The sequence below is a fragment of the Bradyrhizobium sp. HKCCYLRH2015 genome, assembly GCF_051168215.1.
In the GTDB taxonomy this organism is placed as follows: domain Bacteria; phylum Pseudomonadota; class Alphaproteobacteria; order Rhizobiales; family Xanthobacteraceae; genus Bradyrhizobium.
This window is the reverse complement of record NZ_JBNPUO010000005.1, coordinates 198,892-218,806: the sequence shown is the minus strand read 5'-3', so window position 1 is coordinate 218,806 and position 19,915 is coordinate 198,892. Positions and strand designations below refer to the sequence as shown.

Here is a 19,915-nt window from a genome sequence, read left to right as displayed (position 1 = left end):
CGATGATGTCAGATCACTCGATGATCTTGATGACGCGGCGCGTGTGCGGATCGACGATCACGCGGCGATCGTTGACGACCGCATAGCGATACTCGGTGTAGCGCGGCACGGGACGCAGCTCGACGGTGGCGGGCAGCGGCTCGCCGACCACGACGCGCTCATGCACCACGACCGAGGGCGCACGCTCGGCATCGATCGACGTGATCACCGCATTCGGGATCTCCACCGCGGCGCCAACGGCCGCACCGACCGTGCCGCCGACCATGGCGCCGACCGGACCGGCAACCGCGCCGCCAGCCGCCGCGCCATTGGCGGCACCTTCGACGGTCGTGGACTGGGCGAACGCGGCGGTCGATGCCAGCAGCGAGGTGGCGATCAGCGAAACGGCAAGACGGGTTCTCATCATCTCTCTCCTCCAGTGTGTTCGAGATGCCGTTCAACACCAAGGGATCGGCTGCAGTTCCGGTTCCAAATGGCCGAAACTTCATCATGTCCGCGGGAACAAAACTTCGAACTCGTGGACAGCACGGAGAGACGGCTCAGCTGCTATTCACGTTTCAAACAACCACGCGCACGTTCGCACTCTCGCGGCGGATCACGCCCGAGTCCTGCGATCGACCGCCCTTCGATGACATCGAGAGGGCGCAGGGAATGCCGGGTGAGGGCCTCACCCATGGCCCGCCTGCTGAAAAAAATGCAGGCGGCAGGTACCACAGGCAAAGCCGATCAACCGGCATTCCCTGCGCGGCGGTCTTAACGCTTCCTTCGCGCTCTCCTCGGGGACCGGCTGATTGACCCCGTCGCATCGCGCGAGAGCACAAGCCCTCGTCGCGAACTTGACCTCGGCACCGGGAGGCCAGGACCACACGACTTCGCGTCCGTGATGCGTCGTTCGTCCACATGCGCTGAGCACGCTGCGACACAACACGGCCACCGCATCCCTGCCCCACGTGTCGTGACGATCGCGCGCTACGCCCCTCTCGGCGGGACAGGATGCGTGCATCATGCATGATTTCTGGAAAAAAGAAAGTGATTTTTCCTGGCAGCGACGAGCTGCGACATCGGATTGATCCGACGAGCGAATTTCGACCTACATCCATGGCATGTTTCGCGCGCTGCGCTTGGCGAGTTCGATGGCTGCGCGCAGGATCGGCGGTGATTTGCCCGACGAGCACGTCGAAGACGCCGGGGAGCCAGCGTTTCGGCCACAACGGCTGATCCCGCTTTTGACCCGAAGGCGACATAATCGGTTGGTTCAACTCCCCATTGTGCAGGCCCTCTTCCCGCAGGAGCCAAGAATGCGTCTCGTTATTTTGCTAACTGCTTTCTGTTTTGTCCTTGAGCTGACAGTGGCGAACGCGGCGGGTGTCAAAAATTTCGACATTCCTGCTGGCGGGATGGGACCGGCGATCAGGCTGCTCGTTTGGACACCTTGTGCAGAGACCCCGCGCGAAATGGATGCACGTGGTGCCATTTTCCTTGCAGTCCCCGGATGCGCCGTGACAGGGGAAAAGCTTCCCCTCATCGTGATATCGCACGGCAGACGAGGATGGTTCGGCGGCCACCATGACACTGCAGCCGCCTTGGCCGACGCGGGCTTTGTCGTCGCTGCACTCAATCATCCCGGTGACACCTGGCGCGACACCAGCCGTACCGATAGCCTTTCGGTGCTGGTGGAGCGCCCTGCGGATATCAAGCGGCTGATCGACTACATGCTCGATGGCTGGCCCGACGCGGCGCGCATCGACGCCCAGCGTATCGGTCTCTACGGATTTTCGTTTGGCGGCTATACGGGTCTTGCCGTCATCGGTGGTCATCCCGATTTGCGAAAGGGCCTGCCCAATTGCGCGACGTCCAGCCTGTTGGCCTGCAAGCAGCTGGAAAACGGCGACGCGCCCGGTCAGCCAGTCACGTCCGATCCGCGTGTGAGGGCCGCCGTCATCGTTGATCCTTATCCGGCATTTGTGTTCCCCGAGAAGAACCTGAAGGAAGTAGCGGTTCCCGTGCAATTGTGGAGTTCCGATCCTGCTCAGAACGGCGATGGCCTGTCAGGATGCTGTGCGGCAGCGATCAAACAAGGGCTTCCGAGACCGGATTATCACTTCGTCACAGACGCCAAACACTTCTCTTTCCTTGCGACCTGCACACCGAAGGAAGCGCAGGGTAACCCGTCGGCTTGCACCGATGCGCCGGGCTTCGACCGTCACGATTTTCATCAACACCTTCACGCTGAGATGATCAGGTTTTTCCGTCAGCATCTCGCTGGAAGCCAGTGACATGGCTACGCAGCCCTTGCCGGTGTCGCTGATTGATTCATCCCAGATCTTGCGGCCCGGGTTCAACCGGAAGCAAGTCGTTCGACCGTCGGAAGACTGCTTTTGACCCAGAGCGGACCTATGATGGGACTGTTCCCGGTTCGCCGCCGGACGCGATCAGTTGGCTTTTCTCAGCGTGAGATTCTGGCTTCGAATGGGCCTGATACGGCTGATGTTCAATGTAACCTTAAGGCCGAAACAATCAATATACGCTATTTGCCGTCCCCCGACCTTCGCTTTTGCAACGGCTGGCGCCAGGGACAACGTTCAATGTACTTACTCCTTGCCTATGCGATCCTTATAGTCGTTAGTGCAAAGATATCGTCTCGTTGGGCCTGGAACCTATTCCGGGAGTATGAGCTGGCGAGCCCATCCAAGCGGCTCGCCGTGCGGCGGCGCGCGGTTTTGCCAGCACTCTGCGTGGGAGGGTTGGGGCTTCTGGTCGTCCTGCTAGTTCGTGTTTCAGGGCCAGAACTTGGGACAATTTTAGTGAATGCCCTGTTGGTGATTGTTTCCATTTTCAGCGGCCTGCTTATTGGCATCATTGGTGCAGTCGGCACGCACCAAAATTAGCAGCACTATAATGGCCCGCACTTCCGCTTCTTGCCCATGGCGCCCCTTCCCAGCCCGCGCCCGCGACATCCGCTTTCAGAGTGCAACCGGGCGTTGGCGACCGTGAAACATCAGGACCGCTTATGACCCATTGGCGACATCGGTAGCGCAACATGGTAGACCATAGCTGGTACGTCCGATGGGCCAGTCCTATTCAACATTTCGGAGCTAAAACGTGCGTCTGCTCAGCGACTTCAGATCGGCGGCGCTCGCGCTGTTCACCGGCGGCCTCCTGGTTGGCAGCGCGGCTGAGGCGCATCCGCATATTTGGGTCACGTCGACAAGCGAACTGGTCTATGCGGCCGATGGCTCCGTCACAGGCGTAAGACACGCCTGGACCTTCGACGACATGTTTTCAAGCCACGCGCTGCTAGGCATCGAGGCCAACACGAAGGGCGTCTATACCCGCGAAGAGCTGCAATCTCTGGCGCAATTCAATATCGAGGTGCTGAAGGAACACAGCTATTTCACATCTCTGAAGGCAAGCGGAAAACTGACATTTGAAGCGCCAATCGATTATTTCCTCGACTACGCGGGCGACCGACTGACTCTTCATTTCACGCTGCCACTAGAGACGCCTATTAAGTCGAAAAGTCTCCTTCTAGAGATAGTTGATCCTTCGTATTTCATCGACTTCCAGATGGCAAAGGATCACCCGGTCAAGCTCGTGGGCGCACCCGCCGGCTGCGAGGCGTGGCTAGCTCGGCCAATTGGTAACGATCGCGACCGCAAGATGGCACAGGCTGCGAGCGAGGACTCCTTCAGGGAGGGTGGCGCGAATGTCAGTGTCGGCCTGCTGTTCGAGAACAAGATCATGGTGGAATGCCCCTGATGGCGCTCGTTCGCCCCCACCGCTGGTCGTGATGCGCTCCGCGCTCCAGCGCAAAGATAAAAGTCACGGCGCAAATCCGATATCTGCTTTTGGCCCTTCGCGACGAAATCGCCTATCTCCTGCATGTCGGCTCTGAGGGGGAGACCACTGCTGAATACGGGATTGTCATCCGCCGTCATGCCTTGAGCGAGAGAGGCGTGCCCTATCAGGCCGTGCTCGCTGCCGTTGAGGCCGACAAGCCGTTCGGTGCGGATGAAGAACTCCTCACGTTCGGTCCAAGCTTCGGTCCAGAAGCACTCGAAGCTTTGACGCGGAGGCTGACCGCTTTGGGCCTCGTCTATTTCGATGATTTCTTCGAGTTCGCCAGCGACTTCCCGCTGTGGTGCAAGTTTGCCGTCGCCTTTGTCCCGACTAGGTCAACGTGAACCAGCGACAGCACTGGACGTCTGCTGGTGGCCCAAAGCCGACGTCTGGGCCCGACCGACGGATCCGGTCCTGACCCTTGGCTGACCGAATACGACCACGACTGACTTGGGCCTGTGGTACGTTATTTCGCGGATGCGATTGTCCTGAGCCGCCTTCGGGCAAACCGAGCCAGAAGGAAAGACGCGCCCGTCGAAGCCAACATCAAGATCGGGATGGCGGCCACCCTTGAGCCGAGATCGGGTACCTCTCGACTAGAGAGAACAACTGCCCAAGCCAGGCTGGCCCCGATGCCACAACAGAAGCCAAACACCGCCAGAACCAACATCGTTCGGTAGCGAAGGGTCGCCGTCATCCGGCAGCTAAGAATTGCTGTCATCTCGTTCTCCAGGACCGCCTCAGCTCGCAGCGTCTTTCATATCAGGCGAGAAACGGAATGTCGGCCAATGACTCAAAGGACCTCGGGGAGCTTCAGGACCGCCCCTGCACAGCCATTCGCCTTTGTGAACTCGCTGAGGGTGGGGGAACATTGCGCGCCGAGACCGGTTCCCCCAAGTTCCCATAGCGCTTGTAACCCTGCAGGCGGTTGCTCTCAGAGGGTCTGCCGATGTCATCGCTCGATCCCGTCAAAAGTGCTCACGATGGTCGTCAACGAAGGTTGCTGATCGTGTTGGCTTTGGGATTTGTTGCGTTTGGCGCCGCCGCGGCGGCCCTCTTCTACGTGTTGCAGCCCGAGACCCTCCGGATCGCCGTTGGACCGGCCGGCAGCGACGACCACCGGGTGGTCCAAGCCATGGCCGACGCTTTCGGCGAGGAAAGCAGGACCGTCAGGCTGTCCCCGATCACGACCGGGGGAGCCGCTGAATCTCTCGCACTCCTGGCCGCCGATAAAACTGACCTCGCGGTCGGCCGCGGCGATCTCAGCATGCCGCCCGATGCGCAGACATTGGCGGTCCTGCGGAAGAACTACGTCGTCCTGTGGTCTCCCTCGGGACGGCGCGGCAGCGATTCCAAGAAGAAGGGTACCGGCACTATCAAAGAGATCGCCGGTCTGGCGGGTCATAAGGTCGGGATTATCGGGAAGACCGGGGCAAATGTCGCAGTCCTCCAGGCCATTCTGGAGGGCTCCGGCGTGCAGCCCGACAAGGTGGCCACGGCTCAATTCGGGACAGATGAGATCCAAAAGCTTGCGCAAGATCCCACCCTCGATGCGTATCTCGCAGTCGGTCCGCTCGACAGCAAGATCACCGCGGACGCAATCACCGCCACCTCCCGAGGGCGCGGAGCTCCCACGTTTCTTCCGATCGATGCATCCGAGGCTATTGCCCTGAAGCACCCGCGCTACGAGGCCGAGGAAATCCCGCCGAGCGTCTTCAGCGCGAGACCGGCCTGGCCGGAGGACAAGATCGACACTGTCAGCGTCAGTCATCTGATCCTGGCAAGAAAGGAACTCTCCGAGGCCAAGGCGGCGGCGTTCTACCGGCAGCTCTTTGCGGTCCGCGACACGATCACGCAAGGCACAGCCGGCGCTTCGCGCATCATGAAGCCCGACACGGAGAAGGAGACCGAACCTTCCGTGCACCGGGGCGCCGCGGCAGTGATCAACGGCACGGAGCGAACCTTTCTGGACAAGTACAGCGACTACTTCTGGTTTGCCTTGCTTGCACTTTCCGGCATCGGTTCGGCCGCCGCCTGGCTGCGTCGCTATCTGAATCGGGACGAAACGAACGACAGCACCAGCTGCCGCAGCCGCGTTCTCGAGGCCATGTCGAAGGTTCGCAATGCCGGGTCCGAACAGGATCTGCTGACATGGCAACGGGAAGTCGACGCAATCATCGGCGAAACTCTCAAGGGCTATGACGATGGAGCCATCGAGCCAGAAGACTTGTCCGCATTCGGTCTCGCGGTTGAATTGTTCAACCATGCCATTGCCGAAAGGCGAACAGCGCTGCAGGGCGGTCCCACCGATCAACCACGGACGATGGGTAACCCTCGGCTCTCTTCGATAGGGGCGCCCGGCCAATGACTCCTCATTGGCGCCTTGGATTGCGGCGAAGCGCTGCAAGTTCCTGCCCCATTAGACGCCCGATATGATAGCCATCAGAATGCGAGCCTTCCGCCTTGATAGGCTCGGCGGGAAAGGTCCCAAGGTCAGGCCGAAGCCGAAGCAGCAGGCGCCTGCCCGAAGGCTGCTTTTGACCTGTACGGCCGTCTATCGTCCACGCTATTCGGCTTCGACATAGCGAATGATGCTCCGGTTCTGAACGTTTGCGACCAGCTCGTCGGCGCGCGACAACAGCCGGCGGAGCAACGGCGACCGATTTGAGCGGTTATATCCCAGGGCCAGGTCGACCGTCGGGGTGCCGCCCTCGAGCGCCCGCGCGACGACGTTGGGGGCGAGCATGTTCTGCGCATAGAGCGGAACCAGGCTGATCCCGCCGGTCGATGCCACCAGCGACATCGCGGACGATATGTTCTCGCCTGCGTACTTTGCCTCCAGGGTGATGCCGACCCGCGAGGCATAGTCCTGGATGACCTCCTGCAACACGGGGGAGGTCCGCGCCGAGCTGACATAGATTTCGCGGGCGAGATCCTGCGGCCGGATCTTCTTGCGCGAGGCCAGACGATGATCGGCCGGCAGCACCGCGATCAACGGCTCCTTCGCCAGCACCTTGAAGACGACACCCTCGTTGTCTTTCTCGGGACGGAGAAAGGCGATGTCCAGCTTCCCCCGCATCAATGCCAGCGCGAGCTCCGGCGAGGATTGCGTGCTGAGCGTGACGTCGACGTCCGGGGCTTCCTCGCGCAGGATGCGCAAGAGCTGCGGAAGCCACATGACCTCCAGCCCAACCAGGAATCCCATCGAAAGGAGAGGCTTTTGCGGGCGAGCCGTCTGCCGGGCCCCCTCGGTCGCCGCCTCGACCTGAAGCAGCGCCAATCGCGCGTGATCGAGAAACACGCGTCCGGCGGAGGTCAGCGCCACGCCGCGGGCCTGGCGCTCCAACAGCGGAACGCCGACTTCGGATTCGAGATCGCGGATCTGCCGGCTGAGCGACGGCTGCGAGGTGTTCAGTCGCCGCTGGGCAGCGGTCAGCAGGCTGCCTTCTTCAGCGACGGCAACGAAATAGCGCAGATGCCTGAGCTCCATGCCCCCTCGTATATCTTCCAAGCATAGCTCGAAGCTTACAAGGTCTTGGTCATCGGCAAAAGATGAGATCTACCGTCGCGCCGTCTGCAACCCAAAATGGGACAAGAAACATTGTCGACGCCGAAGCCCAGCATCGTCTTCTGTCATGCCCCTTCGGGCCGAGCAGGAGCAGAAGCTGGTCTGGGCAACCCACCATCCGCCGGCCGCCGACCTGCTCGAGCAGCAAGATCTCGACGCGGTCGCCTGGAGATCGAAGCCGAGCTGGTACATTCTCGCCAAGAACGACCAGACCGTGCACCCCGATCTGCAGCGGTTTCTTTCCAAGCGCATGAAGGCGACCGTGATCGAGGCCGACAGCAGCCATGTCGCCATGCTGTCGCAGCCCGACCTCGTCATCGAGGCCATTCGCAAGGCTTCCGCTGCCGTTTGAGACCGTCGGCCGAACTGAGGTTCATCTCACTCGCGAAGGGAGATGCCGTTGGCCGGAGCGCATCTCCCTTCCGCTGGTCTCCGGGCAAGGACCGCGCGGCCCGGCACGCGATCCGGCGCACACCAGCCGCCAGTCAATCGATGATGCCCGGACCCTCTGCCATCGCCCGCGCAACGCCCTCCTTCATCTTGGTCAGCACATCCGGTGCGTGCCCCTGCCAATCGACGACCTCGGCAACGACCCGCAGCGGCGCGCGGGATCGATAGGACTTTGTCGGATTGCCCGGGTACTTCTTGTCCGTCAGGTTCGGGTCGTCGACGATCGGTCCCGTGGGCTCCACGACATAGATCCGCTCACGTCCGCTGCCGGCGGCCAGCTCGGCTCCCCAGATCGCCGCGTCCAGCGTGGCTGCGAAGTAGACCCAGGACAGTGGCTCCGCCTCGGTGAAATTGGAGGGATGGCCGACAGCGACGAGATCGCCCGGCCGCAGATCGGCGCGTGTGCCGTGGAAGAACGATTGCGCAAACACGGTCGCGACAGACGACATCAGTGACCTCGCATGGACTCTCCAGCGCGTGGGATCACGCGGCGGATGTCGGACCCTCACAGCGGCGACAGCGCGGCCTCGCGAGAGATCTCACGGCCAGACAGGGACGCCGTCCAGACCTGCGGTTTCCGGCAGGCCGCAGATCAGGTTCGCGTTCTGCACGGCCTGGCCGGCCGCGCCCTTGCAGAGATTGTCGACCACGCCCATCGCGATCACCAGATTGCGCTCGGGATCGGCCGCATAGCTGACGAAAGCGAGGTTCGAGCCGGTCGCCCATTTGGTCTGCGGCGGCTTGTCAGTGACGCGGATGAAGGCGCGTCCGGCATAGAAGCGCCGGGCCGCGGCGAGGCACTGCTCCGTGGTGGCACGGCCGCGGCAGTAGATCGTGGCGAGGATGCCGCGGGTCATCGGCACGAGATGCGGCGTGAACACCAGGCCTGCCGCGCTGCCGCCGCTCAGCCGCGCGATCGTCCGTTCGATCTCGGGCATGTGGACGTGCTTCAGCAGGCCGTAGGGCACCAGGTTCTCGTTGCTCTCGGCGTAGCCGAATCCGGAGCCGCCGCCCCGGCCGGCGCCGGAGATGCCGGTCTTGGCGTCGATCACGATGTTGCCGGGCTCGATCAATTTGTCGGCCAGCAGCGGCGCCAGCGCGGTCAAGGTCGCCGCGGGGAAGCAGCCGGGATTGGCGACGCGGGTCCGCCCCTCGATCTCGGCCGGCCAGACGTCGGCGAGGCCATACGACCAGCCCTCGACGTAGCGGTGGTCGCCGCCGATGTCGACGATCTTCACCTCCTTCGGCACGCGCGCCAGCGCCTCGGCCGAGTTGCCCGTGGGCAACGAGGCGAACAGCACGTCGAGCTTCGGCAGCGTGGCCGGATCCCACTTCTCGATCACCAGCCCGGCCAGCCGCGCCGGCACGCCCGGAAAGCGGTCGACCAGCCGGCTGCCGGCGCTGCCCTCGCCCGCGGCGTAGACCAGTTCGAACGAGGGGTGGCCCGCGATCAGGCGCATCGCCTCGCCGCCGCCAAAACCGGAGATGCCGACAATGCCGACGCGAATGGTCATCGTGGTGTCCTCGTGCTGCCGCGGCGGCTGGCGCCGCGAGCGCGCGTTGCATGAGCGACAGCAAATTGCGTAGGTCGCAGGGCCTGTCAAGCACACTCCGAGACGGCGGCGACGTGAGCAGCAAGCGCGGCGCGGCGAAACGGACGACTGGCCGCCTGTGCATGGTCACCGCCCCAACATGCCCGCACCTCCCGTGCGGCAGCCCCTCACCTCAACCCTCTCCCCGTGAAGAACGGGGAGCGCATTGTGCTCCGGGGCCGGCGTTCGCTGCTCTTGGGACATAGCGGCGCATCGCTGTCGGAAATCGCTTACGAACAATGCGCACCAGGCGACGCTCAGTCGGCCGGAACGATCGCCCGGTCCGTCATCCACCCCAGCCCGTCCGCGGTCGTCGTCAGCGGCTTGTACTCGCAGCCGATCCAGCCGGAATAGCCGATGGCGTCGAGGTGGCGGAACAGGAAGGGGTAGTTGATCTCGCCGGAGCCCGGCTCGTGGCGGCCGGGATTGTCGGCGAGCTGGATGTGGGCGATGCGGGCGAGATGCTTCTGCAGGGTGCGGGCGAGATCGCCCTCCATGATCTGCATGTGGTAGATGTCGTACTGCACGAACAGATTGTCGGACTCGACGTCTGAGATCAGCTGCAGCGCCTGGGCCGTGCGGTTGAGGAAGAAGCCGGGGATGTCGAGCGTGTTGATCGGCTCGATCAGCAGCTTGATGCCCTGCGCCTTCAGCGCTATCGCGGCAAAGCGCAAATTGCGCACCAGCACCTGGTTGAGCTCGCGCGGATCGGCATCGTCGGGCGCGATGCCGACGAGGCAGTTGAGCTGGCGGCAGTCGAGCGCCCGCGCATACTCGATGGCGCGGCGCACGCCGTCGCGGAAATCGTCGACACGATCGGGCAAGATCGCGATGCCGCGCTCGCCGGCCGCCCAGTTGCCGGCGGGCAGATTGTGCATCACTTGGGTCAGGCCGTGGCGCGCGAGCTGCTCGCGCAGCTCGGCCTTGTCGAACTCGTAGGGGAACAGATATTCGACGCCGCTGAAGCCGGCGGCCTTGGCGGCGGCGAAGCGCTCCATGAACGGCAGCTCGTTGAACAGCATCGTGAGGTTGGCGGCAAAGCGCGGCATGGCGTGATCCTCGATGATCGGAGTGCGCTGAGATCAAGCCGGCAGCAAAGTGCGCGCCGGCCCCGCCGGCGTCTCGTCGACCGGTAAGTCGAGCACCTCCTCGAACTCCACGACATTGTCGATCTCGGTACCCATCGCGATGTTGGTGACGCGCTCGAGCACGAACTCGACCACGACGGGCACCTGGTACTCCGCCATCCATTCGCGCGCGGTCGCGAACGCCGCCTGGGCCTGGCGCGGATCGGTGACGCGGATCGCCTTGCAGCCGAGCCCTTGCGCGACCGCGACATGATCGACGCCGTAGCCGCCGACCTCCGGCGCGTTGATGTTCTCGAACGACAGCTGCACCTGGTAGTCCATCGAGAAGCCGCGCTGCGCCTGGCGGATCAGGCCGAGATAGGCGTTGTTCACGACGACGTGGATGTAGGGCAAATTGAACTGGGCGCCGACCGCGAGCTCCTCGATCAGGAACTGGAAGTCGTAGTCGCCCGACAGCGCGACGATCTCGCGCTTGGGATCGGCGGCGCGGACGCCGAGCGCGGCCGGCAGGGTCCAGCCGAGCGGGCCCGCCTGCCCGGCATTGATCCAGTGGCGCGGATGGTTGACGCTGAGGAACTGCGCGCCGCCGATCTGCGACAGGCCGATGACGCTGACATAGCAGGTGTCGCGGCCGAACGCCTTGTTCATCTCGTGATAGACGCGCTGCGGCTTGATTGGCACCTGGTCGAAATCGCTGCGCCGGAGCATCGTACGCTTGCGGTCCTGACATGCGGCCGGCCACGCCTGCCGCTCGCGCAATTTGCCGGCCTTTCGCCACTCGCGTGCGACCGTGATGAACATCTCCAGCGCGGCCTTGGCATCGGAGACGATGCCGAGGTCGGGATTGAACACGCGGCCGATCTGGGTCGGCTCGATGTCGACATGCACGAAGCTGCGGCCCTTGGTGTAGGTCTCGAGCGATCCCGTATGGCGGTTGGCCCAGCGGTTGCCGATGCCGAGCACGAAATCGGACTCCAGGAAATTGGCATTGCCGTAGCGATGGCTGGTCTGCAGGCCGACCATGCCGGCCATCAGCACATGATCGTCGGGAATGGCGCCCCACCCCATCAAGGTCGGCACGACCGGCACGTTGACGGTCTCGGCGAAGGTGACGAGGAGATCGCTGGCGTCGGCGTTGATGACGCCGCCGCCAGCGACGATCAGCGGGCGCTCGGCCGCATTGAGCATCTCCAGCGCCTTCTCGATCTGCTTGCGGCTCGCCGCGGGCTTGTAGACCGGCAGCGGCGTATAGGTCTCGTCGTCGAACTCGATCTCGGCGAGCTGCACGTCGAGCGGCAGGTCGATCAGCACCGGTCCCGGCCGGCCCGAGCGCATGATGTGGAAGGCCTGGCTGAACACGCGCGGCACGAGGCCAGGCTCGCGCACCGTCACCGCCCATTTCGTCACGGGCTTGGCGATCTGCTCGATGTCGACAGCCTGGAAATCCTCCTTGTAGAGCCTGGCGCGCGGCGCCTGGCCGGTGATGCAGAGGATCGGAATCGAATCCGCGATCGCCGAATACAGCCCGGTGATCATGTCGGTGCCGGCCGGCCCCGAGGTGCCGATGCACACGCCGATATTGCCGGCCCTGGCGCGGGTGTAGCCCTCGGCCATGTGCGAGGCGCCCTCGACGTGACGGGCGAGAATGTGGCGGATCGAGCCGCGGCGTTGCAGCGCGGAATACAGCGGATTGATCGCCGCCCCGGGAACGCCGAAGGCGCAGGTGACGCCCTCCTTCTCCAAGATCCGCACCGCAGCATCGATCGCCCGCATCTTCGCCATCTCGCGCCTCCCGCTTGTTTGATGCGCGAGGATCGCTGCTGCGGGCTGCGATCTCAATTCAGTCGTCGATTTTTCCCACGATGCGGCACGCTCGGCAAAACACCGGCGGCCTCAATTAGTTAGGACAGAACGACACTGACATGTCCTAACAGGATGAGACGCGAGTAGTTATTCGAACAGCGGCGCTAGTTCCATCTGCGGCACGAGCACGAGGCCCTTGTCGGTGATGCGAATTTCCGGAATGACCGATAGAGGAATCAAATTGAAGCCCATGTAGGGAATGGTGCAGCCGGCTTCCGCCCACTCTTTCTTCAACAGCTTTACCTCCTCGGCGACCTCGGTGACGCGCTTGTCCGACAAGAGTCCCGCGATCGGCAAGGGAACCATCGCCCTCACCTCGCCGTCGGCGACCACGCAGACGCCGCCCTGGTGCTGGCCGATCGCGGCGACCGCGGCCTGCATGTCCGCCTCGTTGGTGCCGGCGACGATGATATTGTGGCTGTCATGGCCGACGCTGGAGGCGACGGCGCCGCGCTTCAGGCCAAAGTCCTTCAACAGGCCATGCGCGACGTTCCCCGCCGACTTGCCGTGGCGCTCGATCACGGCGACGAAGCAGAGACCATGGCGCGCGAACAGCGTCTCCCAATCGTTGGCCGGCTCGATCGCGACCTTGTCGTGGATCAACGTGATGCCCGGCAGCGCCGTCTTGATCGCGTTGACGGTGCAGGCCTTGGTGGGAAGCTGCGGCGTCAGCGTCATCTGCGCCGGCAGCTTCACGGTCGCATAGGCCGCCTTCGGATATTGATAGCGCTGCGACAGCGCCTGATCGAGCCGCGCGGTGATCTTGCCGTTGTCGACGACGAGCTCGCCGCCATACCAGGTCGATTGCGGCTTCAGGCCGTCGTCGAGCAGCACGAGGTCGGCGCGGCGGCCGCCGCCGAGGCCGCCGATCTCGCCATCCAACGCGAAGCGCGTGGCGCCGTGCAGCGAGCCCATCGACCACGCCTGCTCGGGCGACATCCCGGCCTTGACTGCCTCGCGCACCACCCAGTCGAGGCCGAACAGCATGAGATCGTCGGCATCGCGGTCGTCGGTGCAGACAGCCGTGCGCTTGTGCGACGCGCCGAGCTCGGTGATGGTGCGGATCGCCTGCGGCAGGCTGTGCCACGGTGTCGTGGGCGGACCGCCGCGCAGAAAGATCCAGACGCCGGCATCGAGCAGATCGTCGGCGATGTCGCGGTCGATCGCCTCATGCGTGTCGGTGACGCCGCTCGCGGCATAGGCCGCGACGAACTCGCGGCCATAGACATGGCCCGACACCGGCCGCCCGCGCTGCAGGGCCGCAGCGAGAATGGCATGGCTGCGCTCGTCGCCCATGCAGACCGGCACGAAATCCATCTTCTCGCCGAGCGCCACCGCCTCCGGCCAGCGATCGAACAGGCCGGCGATCTTGTCCGGCGTGAGATCACCGCCGGCCGTTTCCAGCGCCGCCGATGTCGCCGGCACCGTCGAGGGCACGGTGAGGAAGATCGACAGCGGCGCCTGCCGTGCGTCCTCCAGCATCGCCTCGACGCCGGCGACGTCCATCACGTTGCCGATCTCATGGCTGTCGCAGAAGATCGTCGTGGTGCCGTTGAGCAGCGCGGCCTCGGCATAGGCGCAGGCCGTGACCATCGAGGATTCGATGTGGATGTGCGGATCGACCAGGCCCGGCGCGATGATGCCGCCGGCCGCGTCGTAGACCGCAAAGCCGCCGGGAAGTGACTTGTGCGCACCAGCGGGCTTCACAGCCGCGACACGCCCGCCGGTGATCCAGAGCTCACGGTTGGGATGGATACGCTCCGAGTAGGTCGACAGCACCCGCGCCCCGGTGATGACGAGATCGGGCGCGACGCGGCCCGAGGCGACGTCGGCGAGACGCCGGGTCATGCTGTGCAGGGGCGCGACCGAGAAGCGGGTGAGTTTGGACATGACTGGCTCGCTGGGCGTGTTCGGGTGATCCACTGCGATCGTTGCCTGATGCACACCCGGCGGCAAGCACAAATACAAGAAAACGACTGCTTACGCCTTGAGCATACGCGGGATGCCAGTGCTATGTCACGGGCATTTAAATTGCGTCAAAGACCAAGCGCTTTCGTCAGCCAGTAATTTTCCGCCAAGAATTCTGGCTTTGCAGAGTTGGGTAGGAATCGACCAATCGTCTCGCGTAAGACAGCCCTAGCCTGCGCCGCGATCTCGTGAAGCGTGATTTCCTTTCCGTCTATCTTCTCTTTTGCCTTTGGTTCACCTCCATGCGCAATCTTGCTGCGTAGATCGTATAAATCGCGAGCGCGGTAGAACGCACTCTTTCGCTCGGCTACCGGGAAGAGTGAGGCATAGTTAAGCGAAAATCTGTACCTTGTTTCGCCGCGTTGTCTTTCGCCAATTTCGACCAGCAATATGCTTTCTAGGCCTACAATTGCATCAACGATGCTGTCACGCGGCTTGGTCCGCCGGGTAGCATCAACAAGACGCTGGCAAGCCATCTCAAGCGTTGGGTGAATATTCTCAAACAATCTTACGTAAGATTCAAACTTGGAGAGCTCGTCAGCTGTCAGCTCGTAGTGACCAGCTGGGACATGATCACCTCCCCAAAAATGCTGCCCGCCAAAGAAGCCGAAAGCTAGTTCTGCGACTGCGATGCGGATACCATCATACCCAACGGCACCACCTTCTTTGAACGAAGACAAAGCGAGCATGGATCGATCAAGAACATCTTGGGTCGCTTTCCAGAATGGTTCTTGAGGTTGCGCGTTGTTGGTCGGGTCATGGAAAACCTTAGGGACTTCGAGCTCGTGGACGAACAGGAAATCTGGAAAGCTAAACATCCGGCCCGCGGCTTGATAAAGCGGGCTGCCGCCATAGAGGGTCGTAACCTCCTCGTCAGTGATTGGCCGCATGATCATCCCACTACCAAACGTGATAGGTGGGACCTCCATCGGTCCGTGGACGTTCAGTACAGGAGATAGAATCTGGATATTGACAGTTCCGCGGTCGAAAAAGCGCTCGGTCTCCTCCAGCAAGCTCTCTAGCTGCTCATTTTTGAGATCCCAGCCACCGAAGCGCTTCAGACTCTCACGCGCGAGTGTCCACAGGATCATTCGCGGCTGCAGTATACCCGCACCGGCACCGGGTAATCCGATTAGCTTCGTCATATACTCGGGATAATCGGACACCAAAACCGGCATCAAATTATTAGAGAGTCGCTCAACGAGCGGCTCGTGAAGCGAAATAAGGCCATAAGTACTTGGTCGTTCAAGGAACGAACCCTGCCACCCGCCATTCTGGCCGCGTTGATAGACCCATTGCCCTTCTTGGGGAACGGGCGACTTTTGTAGCTCCGCGAAAAGGGACACGAGAGCAGTTCTAATTGCATCCTTACTCGATTGCTTCATCTCACTGTACCCCGCACGGGAGATCAGACGATCGTGCCCAACCGAGGGAACTGAAAAAGACGTGTATTTATAACTCTCGATCCGTTTCAAGAAGGAAGACAATCGCAATTTACAGTCTTTCTTCGCCTTATTCTACGCTGGGTCACCGCCCCACCCCACCCAGCGCCGCCGTCAGCTCTGCCGCAATGTCCCGCACCATTCCCCCCACCACCGGCACCCGCTCCTCCGTCAGCCGGCTCGCCAGGCCGGACACCGAAATCGCCGCCAGCGGCTCGCGGCAGGAATCGTGGACGACGGCGGCGATGCAGCGCAGGCCGAGACGCGCCTCCTCGTCGTCGACGGCGTAGCCCTGGCGGCGGATGGTCTCCAGCTCCCGGAACAGGTCGCTGGCGCGGATGATGGATTTCTCGGTCAGGCGCGGCATGCCCTGGCGGTGGATGATGCCGTTCACATCCTCGTCGGAATAGGTCGCAAGCACCGCCTTGCCCATGCCGGAGGCGACCATGGCGAGGCGGCCGCCGACCTTGGTCAGCGAGCGCATGATCTCGCGGCTGTCGAGCCGCAGCAGCACCATCAGCGATTCATCATCGACGACGGCGAGATTGGCGGTCTCGCGCGACTGATCACGCAAGCGCCGCAGATAGGGAATGGCGAGCGCGACGAAATTGCGCCGGCGGGTGAAGGTCGCGCCGACCGCAAAGCTCTGCGCGCCAACGTGCCATTTCGATTCCATGCGGTCGAACTGGACGAAGCGGCGCTTCTCCAAGGTCGTCAGCAGGCGATGAACGGTCGATGTGGATAGCCCGGCCCGCACGGCGAGATCGCTGAGGCGATAGCCCTCGTCGTCCTCGGCGAGAATTTCCAGGATCTGCAGGGCACGGCCGACGGATTGCACGCCGCCGTCGCGGGGCTCGGCCGCAGCATCCGCGCGTGGCTCGATCGTCTTGCGACGGATCACGTGGCGCCTCTCTGCACCGCCATCGCAGGCGGCGCCGTTGCAGGACGGACGGATCTTGCTACGTCACGCTATCAAAGAAAGTGCCGCCCCGGCCAGGGCCGGAGCGGCAATCGCGTCAGATCAATCAGAGCAGGCCCGCGCCCCGCGCCCACTTGTACTTGGCGCCGAGCACCTCGACCGGCAGCTCGGTCGAATAGGCGTAGGCCGGGATGCCGTTCTGGTAGAGATATTCGGCGGCTTCCTCGACCTCGACGTCGCCGGCGAGCGAGGCGACGATCGGCTTGACGAAGCCCTTGGCCTCCATCTCCTTCTTCACCTCGACCATGTTGCGCGCGAACACCATCGGCGGCGTCACGATCGTGTGCCAGTAGCCAAGGATCAGCGCGTGGATGCGGTCGTCCGACAGGCCGAGCTTGACCGTGTTCACATAGGTGATCGGCGGCTCGCCACCGGTGATGTCGACCGGGTTGCCGGCGGCACCGAACGGCGGGATGAACTTGCGGAAGGCGGCATCGAGGTCGGCCGGCATGGCCATCAGCGACATGCCATTGTCGACGACGGAGTCGGACAGCAGCACGCCCGAGCCTCCCGCACCGGTGATGATGACGACGTTCTCACCCTTCGGCGTCGGCAGCACCGGCACGCCGCGGGCGAACTCGAGCAGCTGGCGCAGCGAGCGGGCGCGGATCACGCCGGACTGCTTCAGCACGTCCTCATAGATCTTGTCGTTGCCGGCGAGCGCGCCGGTATGCGACGAGGCGGCCTTGGCGCCGGCCGAGGTGCGGCCGGCCTTGAGCACGATGACCGGCTTCTTCTTGGAGACGCGCTTGGCGGCTTCCGCGAAGGCGCGGCCGTCCTTGAGGTCCTCGCAGTGCTGCGCGATCAGGTTCGTGTTCGGATCCTGCTCGAAGAAGGCGAGCAGATCGTCCTCGTCGATATCGGACTTGTTGCCGAGGCCGACGATCGCCGACACGCCCATCTTGGCCGAGCGCGAGAAGCCGATGATCGCCATGCCGATGCCGCCCGACTGCGACGACAGCGCGGCGTGGCCCTTGACGTCATAGGCGGTGCAGAAGGTCGCGCAAAGATTGGCCGGCGTGTAGTAGAAGCCGTAGATGTTCGGGCCCATCAGGCGGATGTTGTACTTCTTGCCGACCTCGACGATCTCGGCCTGCAGCTCCGGCGCGCCGGCTTCGGCGAACCCCGACGGGATCAGCACCGCGCCCGGAATCTTCTTCTCGCCGCACTCGGTCAGCGCCGCGGCCACGAACTTCGCGGGGATCGCGAACACCGCGGTGTCGATCACGCCGGGCACGTCCTTGACGCTCTTGTAAGCCTTGTAGCCGAGGATCTCGGAGGCCTTCGGATGGATCGGATAGATCTCGCCCTTGTAGCCGCCGTTGATCAGGTTCTTCATCACGGAGTTGCCGATCTTGCCGTCCTCGGCGGAGGCACCGATCACGGCGACCGCCTGCGGCTTCATGATCCGGTTCATCGCCGTGACGATTTCCTCGTTCGAGCGCGGCGCCGGACGGGGCTTGTAGTCGAAATCGACGACGATGCGGACGTCGGCGGCAATGGCGCCGGTCTTGGTCGCGAACACCGGGTTGAGGTCGAGCTCGACGATCTCGGGGAAATCGCTGACCAGCTGCGACACCTTGACGATGACGTCGGACAGCGCCTCGCGGCTCACCGCATCGCCGCCGCGCACGCCCTTCAGCATCTCATGCGCCTGGATGCCGTCGAGCATCGACAGCGCGTCGTCCTTGGTCGCGGGGGCGAGGCGGAATGTCACATCCTTCAGCACCTCGACCAGCACACCGCCGAGGCCGAACGCCACCAGCTTGCCGAACGAGCCGTCGGTGATCGAACCGACGATGACCTCGGTACCGCCGGTCAGCATCTGCTGGACCTGGATGCCTTCGATCTTGGCGTCGGCCTTGTACTTCTTCGCATTCGCGAGAATGGTCTCATACGCCTTCTGCGCGTCGTCAGCGGTCTTGACGCCGACGATGACGCCACCGGCTTCCGTCTTGTGCAGAATGTCCGGCGAGACGATTTTCATGACGACCGGAAAACCCATATCTCCCGCGAGCTTGGCCGCCTCGGCGGCTGACTTCGCCAATCCCTCCTTCGGCACCGGAATGCCGTAGGCATCGCAGACGATCTTGCCTTCGGGCGCGGTCAGGCTGGTGCGTTTATCCGCCTTCACACGATCGAGAACGTCTCGGATCGTAGCCTTGGCATTCGGGATGGCGTCAGACATCGGGGCTTCCTCCTGGGGATTGCTCGTCGTTTATGGCATTTGGTATGCCAGAAGCAAACTTTGTCAAGCGCGACGAAGATGTGGAAACGCTGAAAAAGCACGCAGCTTGACAGTCTGGCATCTGGTATGCCAAAAATCTTGGACGCAAAATGCTGTAAACAAGCATCTCCCAAGGAGAGGAGATCGGTCTTGTCTACAGAGAAAACAAACAAGGCATTGCCCATCATGGCCGAGGCCGACATCGCGATCGCTCGCATCGCCCCGGAGACGAGCTTCAAGAATAAGGCCTACGAGGCCTTGAAAGAAGCCATTCTGAAGATGGACATCTACGCCTCGCCCGAGCCCGTGATGCTCGACGAGCGCGCGCTCTCCGAGCGCCTCGGTGTCAGCCGCACGCCGATCCGCGAAGCGATCGCGATGCTCGAGCAGGACGGCTTCGTGAAGACCGTGCCGCGCCGTGGCATCGTCGTCGTCCGCAGGACGAAGAGCGAGATCGTCGACATGATCCGCGCCTGGGCGGCGCTGGAGAGCATGGCCGCGCGGCTCATCACCACGATCGCGCGCAAGAAGGACATCAGCGCGCTGCGCGACTACTTCAAGGACTTCGGCAAGGATCGCCCGCCGCAGGAGCACATCGAGGAATATTCCAAGGCGAACATCGCGTTTCATCAGGCGCTGATCTCGCTGTCGGAATCGCCGGTGCTCGTCGACATGACCAACGACATCCTGCTGCACGTGCGCGGCTATCGCCAGCTCACGATCGGGCGCACCGACCGTATCGCGGCCTCCCTGCCCGAGCATCTCGCGATCATCGAGGCGCTGGAGGAACGCAACACCGAGCTCGCCGAGAAGCGCGCGCGGGATCACACGCTGGGCCTTGCGAGCTATGTCGAGACGCACGGCCAGGAACTATTCAGCTGACGGGTTCAAACAGAAG

The 19,915-nt window shown here is 63.0% G+C and carries 16 protein-coding genes and 1 pseudogene; 7 read left to right on the top strand and 10 right to left on the bottom strand.

Features of this window, described 5'->3' with window-relative positions; genetic code table 11:
* Positions 1 to 13 precede the first annotated feature (13 nt).
* The gene (locus ACQR1H_RS14990) at positions 14 to 403 is read right to left on the bottom strand and encodes a DUF1236 domain-containing protein (RefSeq protein WP_434907864.1); all 390 of its coding nucleotides are present in this window, start codon (positions 401 to 403) and stop codon (positions 14 to 16) included.
* A gap of 895 nt (positions 404 to 1,298) precedes the next feature.
* On the opposite strand from ACQR1H_RS14990, the gene ACQR1H_RS14985 reads away from it, so the two are divergent.
* From ACQR1H_RS14985 to ACQR1H_RS14965, 5 genes are all read left to right on the top strand, one after another.
* The gene (locus tag ACQR1H_RS14985) at positions 1,299 to 2,276 is read left to right on the top strand and encodes an alpha/beta hydrolase family protein (protein ID WP_434907756.1); all 978 of its coding nucleotides are present in this window, start codon (positions 1,299 to 1,301) and stop codon (positions 2,274 to 2,276) included.
* 120 nt (positions 2,277 to 2,396) lie between these two features.
* Complete coding sequence (locus ACQR1H_RS14980) at positions 2,397 to 2,888, top strand: hypothetical protein (RefSeq protein WP_434907755.1); 492 nt, start codon at positions 2,397 to 2,399, stop codon at positions 2,886 to 2,888.
* Positions 2,889 to 3,102: 214 nt separating this feature from the next.
* The gene (locus tag ACQR1H_RS14975) at positions 3,103 to 3,759 is read left to right on the top strand and encodes a DUF1007 family protein (protein WP_434907754.1); all 657 of its coding nucleotides are present in this window, start codon (positions 3,103 to 3,105) and stop codon (positions 3,757 to 3,759) included.
* An 89-nt stretch (positions 3,760 to 3,848) separates the two neighbouring features.
* On the top strand, positions 3,849 to 4,184 hold the full coding sequence (locus tag ACQR1H_RS14970) for a hypothetical protein (RefSeq protein ID WP_434907753.1): 336 nt from the start codon (positions 3,849 to 3,851) through the stop codon (positions 4,182 to 4,184).
* Between the two features lie 605 nt (positions 4,185 to 4,789).
* Positions 4,790 to 6,208, top strand: a complete 1,419-nt coding sequence (locus ACQR1H_RS14965) for an ABC transporter substrate-binding protein (RefSeq protein ID WP_434907752.1) — start codon at positions 4,790 to 4,792, stop codon at positions 6,206 to 6,208.
* 198 nt (positions 6,209 to 6,406) lie between these two features.
* Here the strand turns inward: ACQR1H_RS14965 and ACQR1H_RS14960 are convergent, their stop codons facing one another.
* Positions 6,407 to 7,330 carry a LysR substrate-binding domain-containing protein gene (locus ACQR1H_RS14960; protein ID WP_434907751.1) on the bottom strand — a complete coding sequence of 308 codons (924 nt, stop codon included), beginning with the start codon at positions 7,328 to 7,330 and terminating at the stop codon, positions 6,407 to 6,409.
* A 157-nt stretch (positions 7,331 to 7,487) separates the two neighbouring features.
* Between ACQR1H_RS14960 and ACQR1H_RS14955 the strand changes: the two are divergent.
* Positions 7,488 to 7,760 (top strand): annotated as a pseudogene (locus tag ACQR1H_RS14955) (alpha/beta fold hydrolase); the annotation flags it as partial.
* Positions 7,761 to 7,893: 133 nt separating this feature from the next.
* On the opposite strand, the gene arr reads toward ACQR1H_RS14955, so the two are convergent.
* From arr to ACQR1H_RS14915, 8 genes are all read right to left on the bottom strand, one after another.
* Positions 7,894 to 8,307, bottom strand: a complete 414-nt coding sequence (gene arr, locus ACQR1H_RS14950) for an NAD(+)--rifampin ADP-ribosyltransferase (RefSeq protein ID WP_316218501.1) — start codon at positions 8,305 to 8,307, stop codon at positions 7,894 to 7,896.
* Positions 8,308 to 8,397: 90 nt separating this feature from the next.
* Positions 8,398 to 9,372: an N-acetyl-gamma-glutamyl-phosphate reductase gene (argC, locus tag ACQR1H_RS14945; RefSeq protein ID WP_434907750.1), complete on the bottom strand. Its 975-nt coding sequence runs from the start codon at positions 9,370 to 9,372 to the stop codon at positions 8,398 to 8,400.
* Between the two features lie 335 nt (positions 9,373 to 9,707).
* Positions 9,708 to 10,499 (bottom strand): hydroxypyruvate isomerase, encoded by a 792-nt coding sequence (gene hyi / locus ACQR1H_RS14940; RefSeq protein ID WP_434907749.1) that lies wholly within the window; start codon positions 10,497 to 10,499, stop codon positions 9,708 to 9,710.
* 33 nt (positions 10,500 to 10,532) lie between these two features.
* The gene (gcl, locus tag ACQR1H_RS14935) at positions 10,533 to 12,320 is read right to left on the bottom strand and encodes a glyoxylate carboligase (RefSeq protein ID WP_434907748.1); all 1,788 of its coding nucleotides are present in this window, start codon (positions 12,318 to 12,320) and stop codon (positions 10,533 to 10,535) included.
* Positions 12,321 to 12,488: 168 nt separating this feature from the next.
* Positions 12,489 to 14,291 carry an adenine deaminase gene (locus tag ACQR1H_RS14930; RefSeq protein WP_434907747.1) on the bottom strand — a complete coding sequence of 601 codons (1,803 nt, stop codon included), beginning with the start codon at positions 14,289 to 14,291 and terminating at the stop codon, positions 12,489 to 12,491.
* Between the two features lie 146 nt (positions 14,292 to 14,437).
* Positions 14,438 to 15,844 (bottom strand): hypothetical protein, encoded by a 1,407-nt coding sequence (locus tag ACQR1H_RS14925; protein ID WP_434907746.1) that lies wholly within the window; start codon positions 15,842 to 15,844, stop codon positions 14,438 to 14,440.
* Positions 15,845 to 15,896: 52 nt separating this feature from the next.
* Positions 15,897 to 16,712, bottom strand: coding sequence for an IclR family transcriptional regulator (locus ACQR1H_RS14920; RefSeq protein ID WP_434907745.1), 816 nt, complete (start codon positions 16,710 to 16,712; stop codon positions 15,897 to 15,899).
* Between the two features lie 124 nt (positions 16,713 to 16,836).
* Entirely contained in the window at positions 16,837 to 18,978 is a 2,142-nt protein-coding gene (locus ACQR1H_RS14915) for an acetate--CoA ligase family protein (RefSeq protein WP_434872435.1), read from the bottom strand.
* Positions 18,979 to 19,203: 225 nt separating this feature from the next.
* On the opposite strand from ACQR1H_RS14915, the gene ACQR1H_RS14910 reads away from it, so the two are divergent.
* A complete protein-coding gene (locus ACQR1H_RS14910) occupies positions 19,204 to 19,899 on the top strand; it encodes a GntR family transcriptional regulator (protein WP_409997984.1) in 696 nt (231 codons plus the stop codon).
* The last annotated feature ends 16 nt before the right edge of the window (positions 19,900 to 19,915 follow it).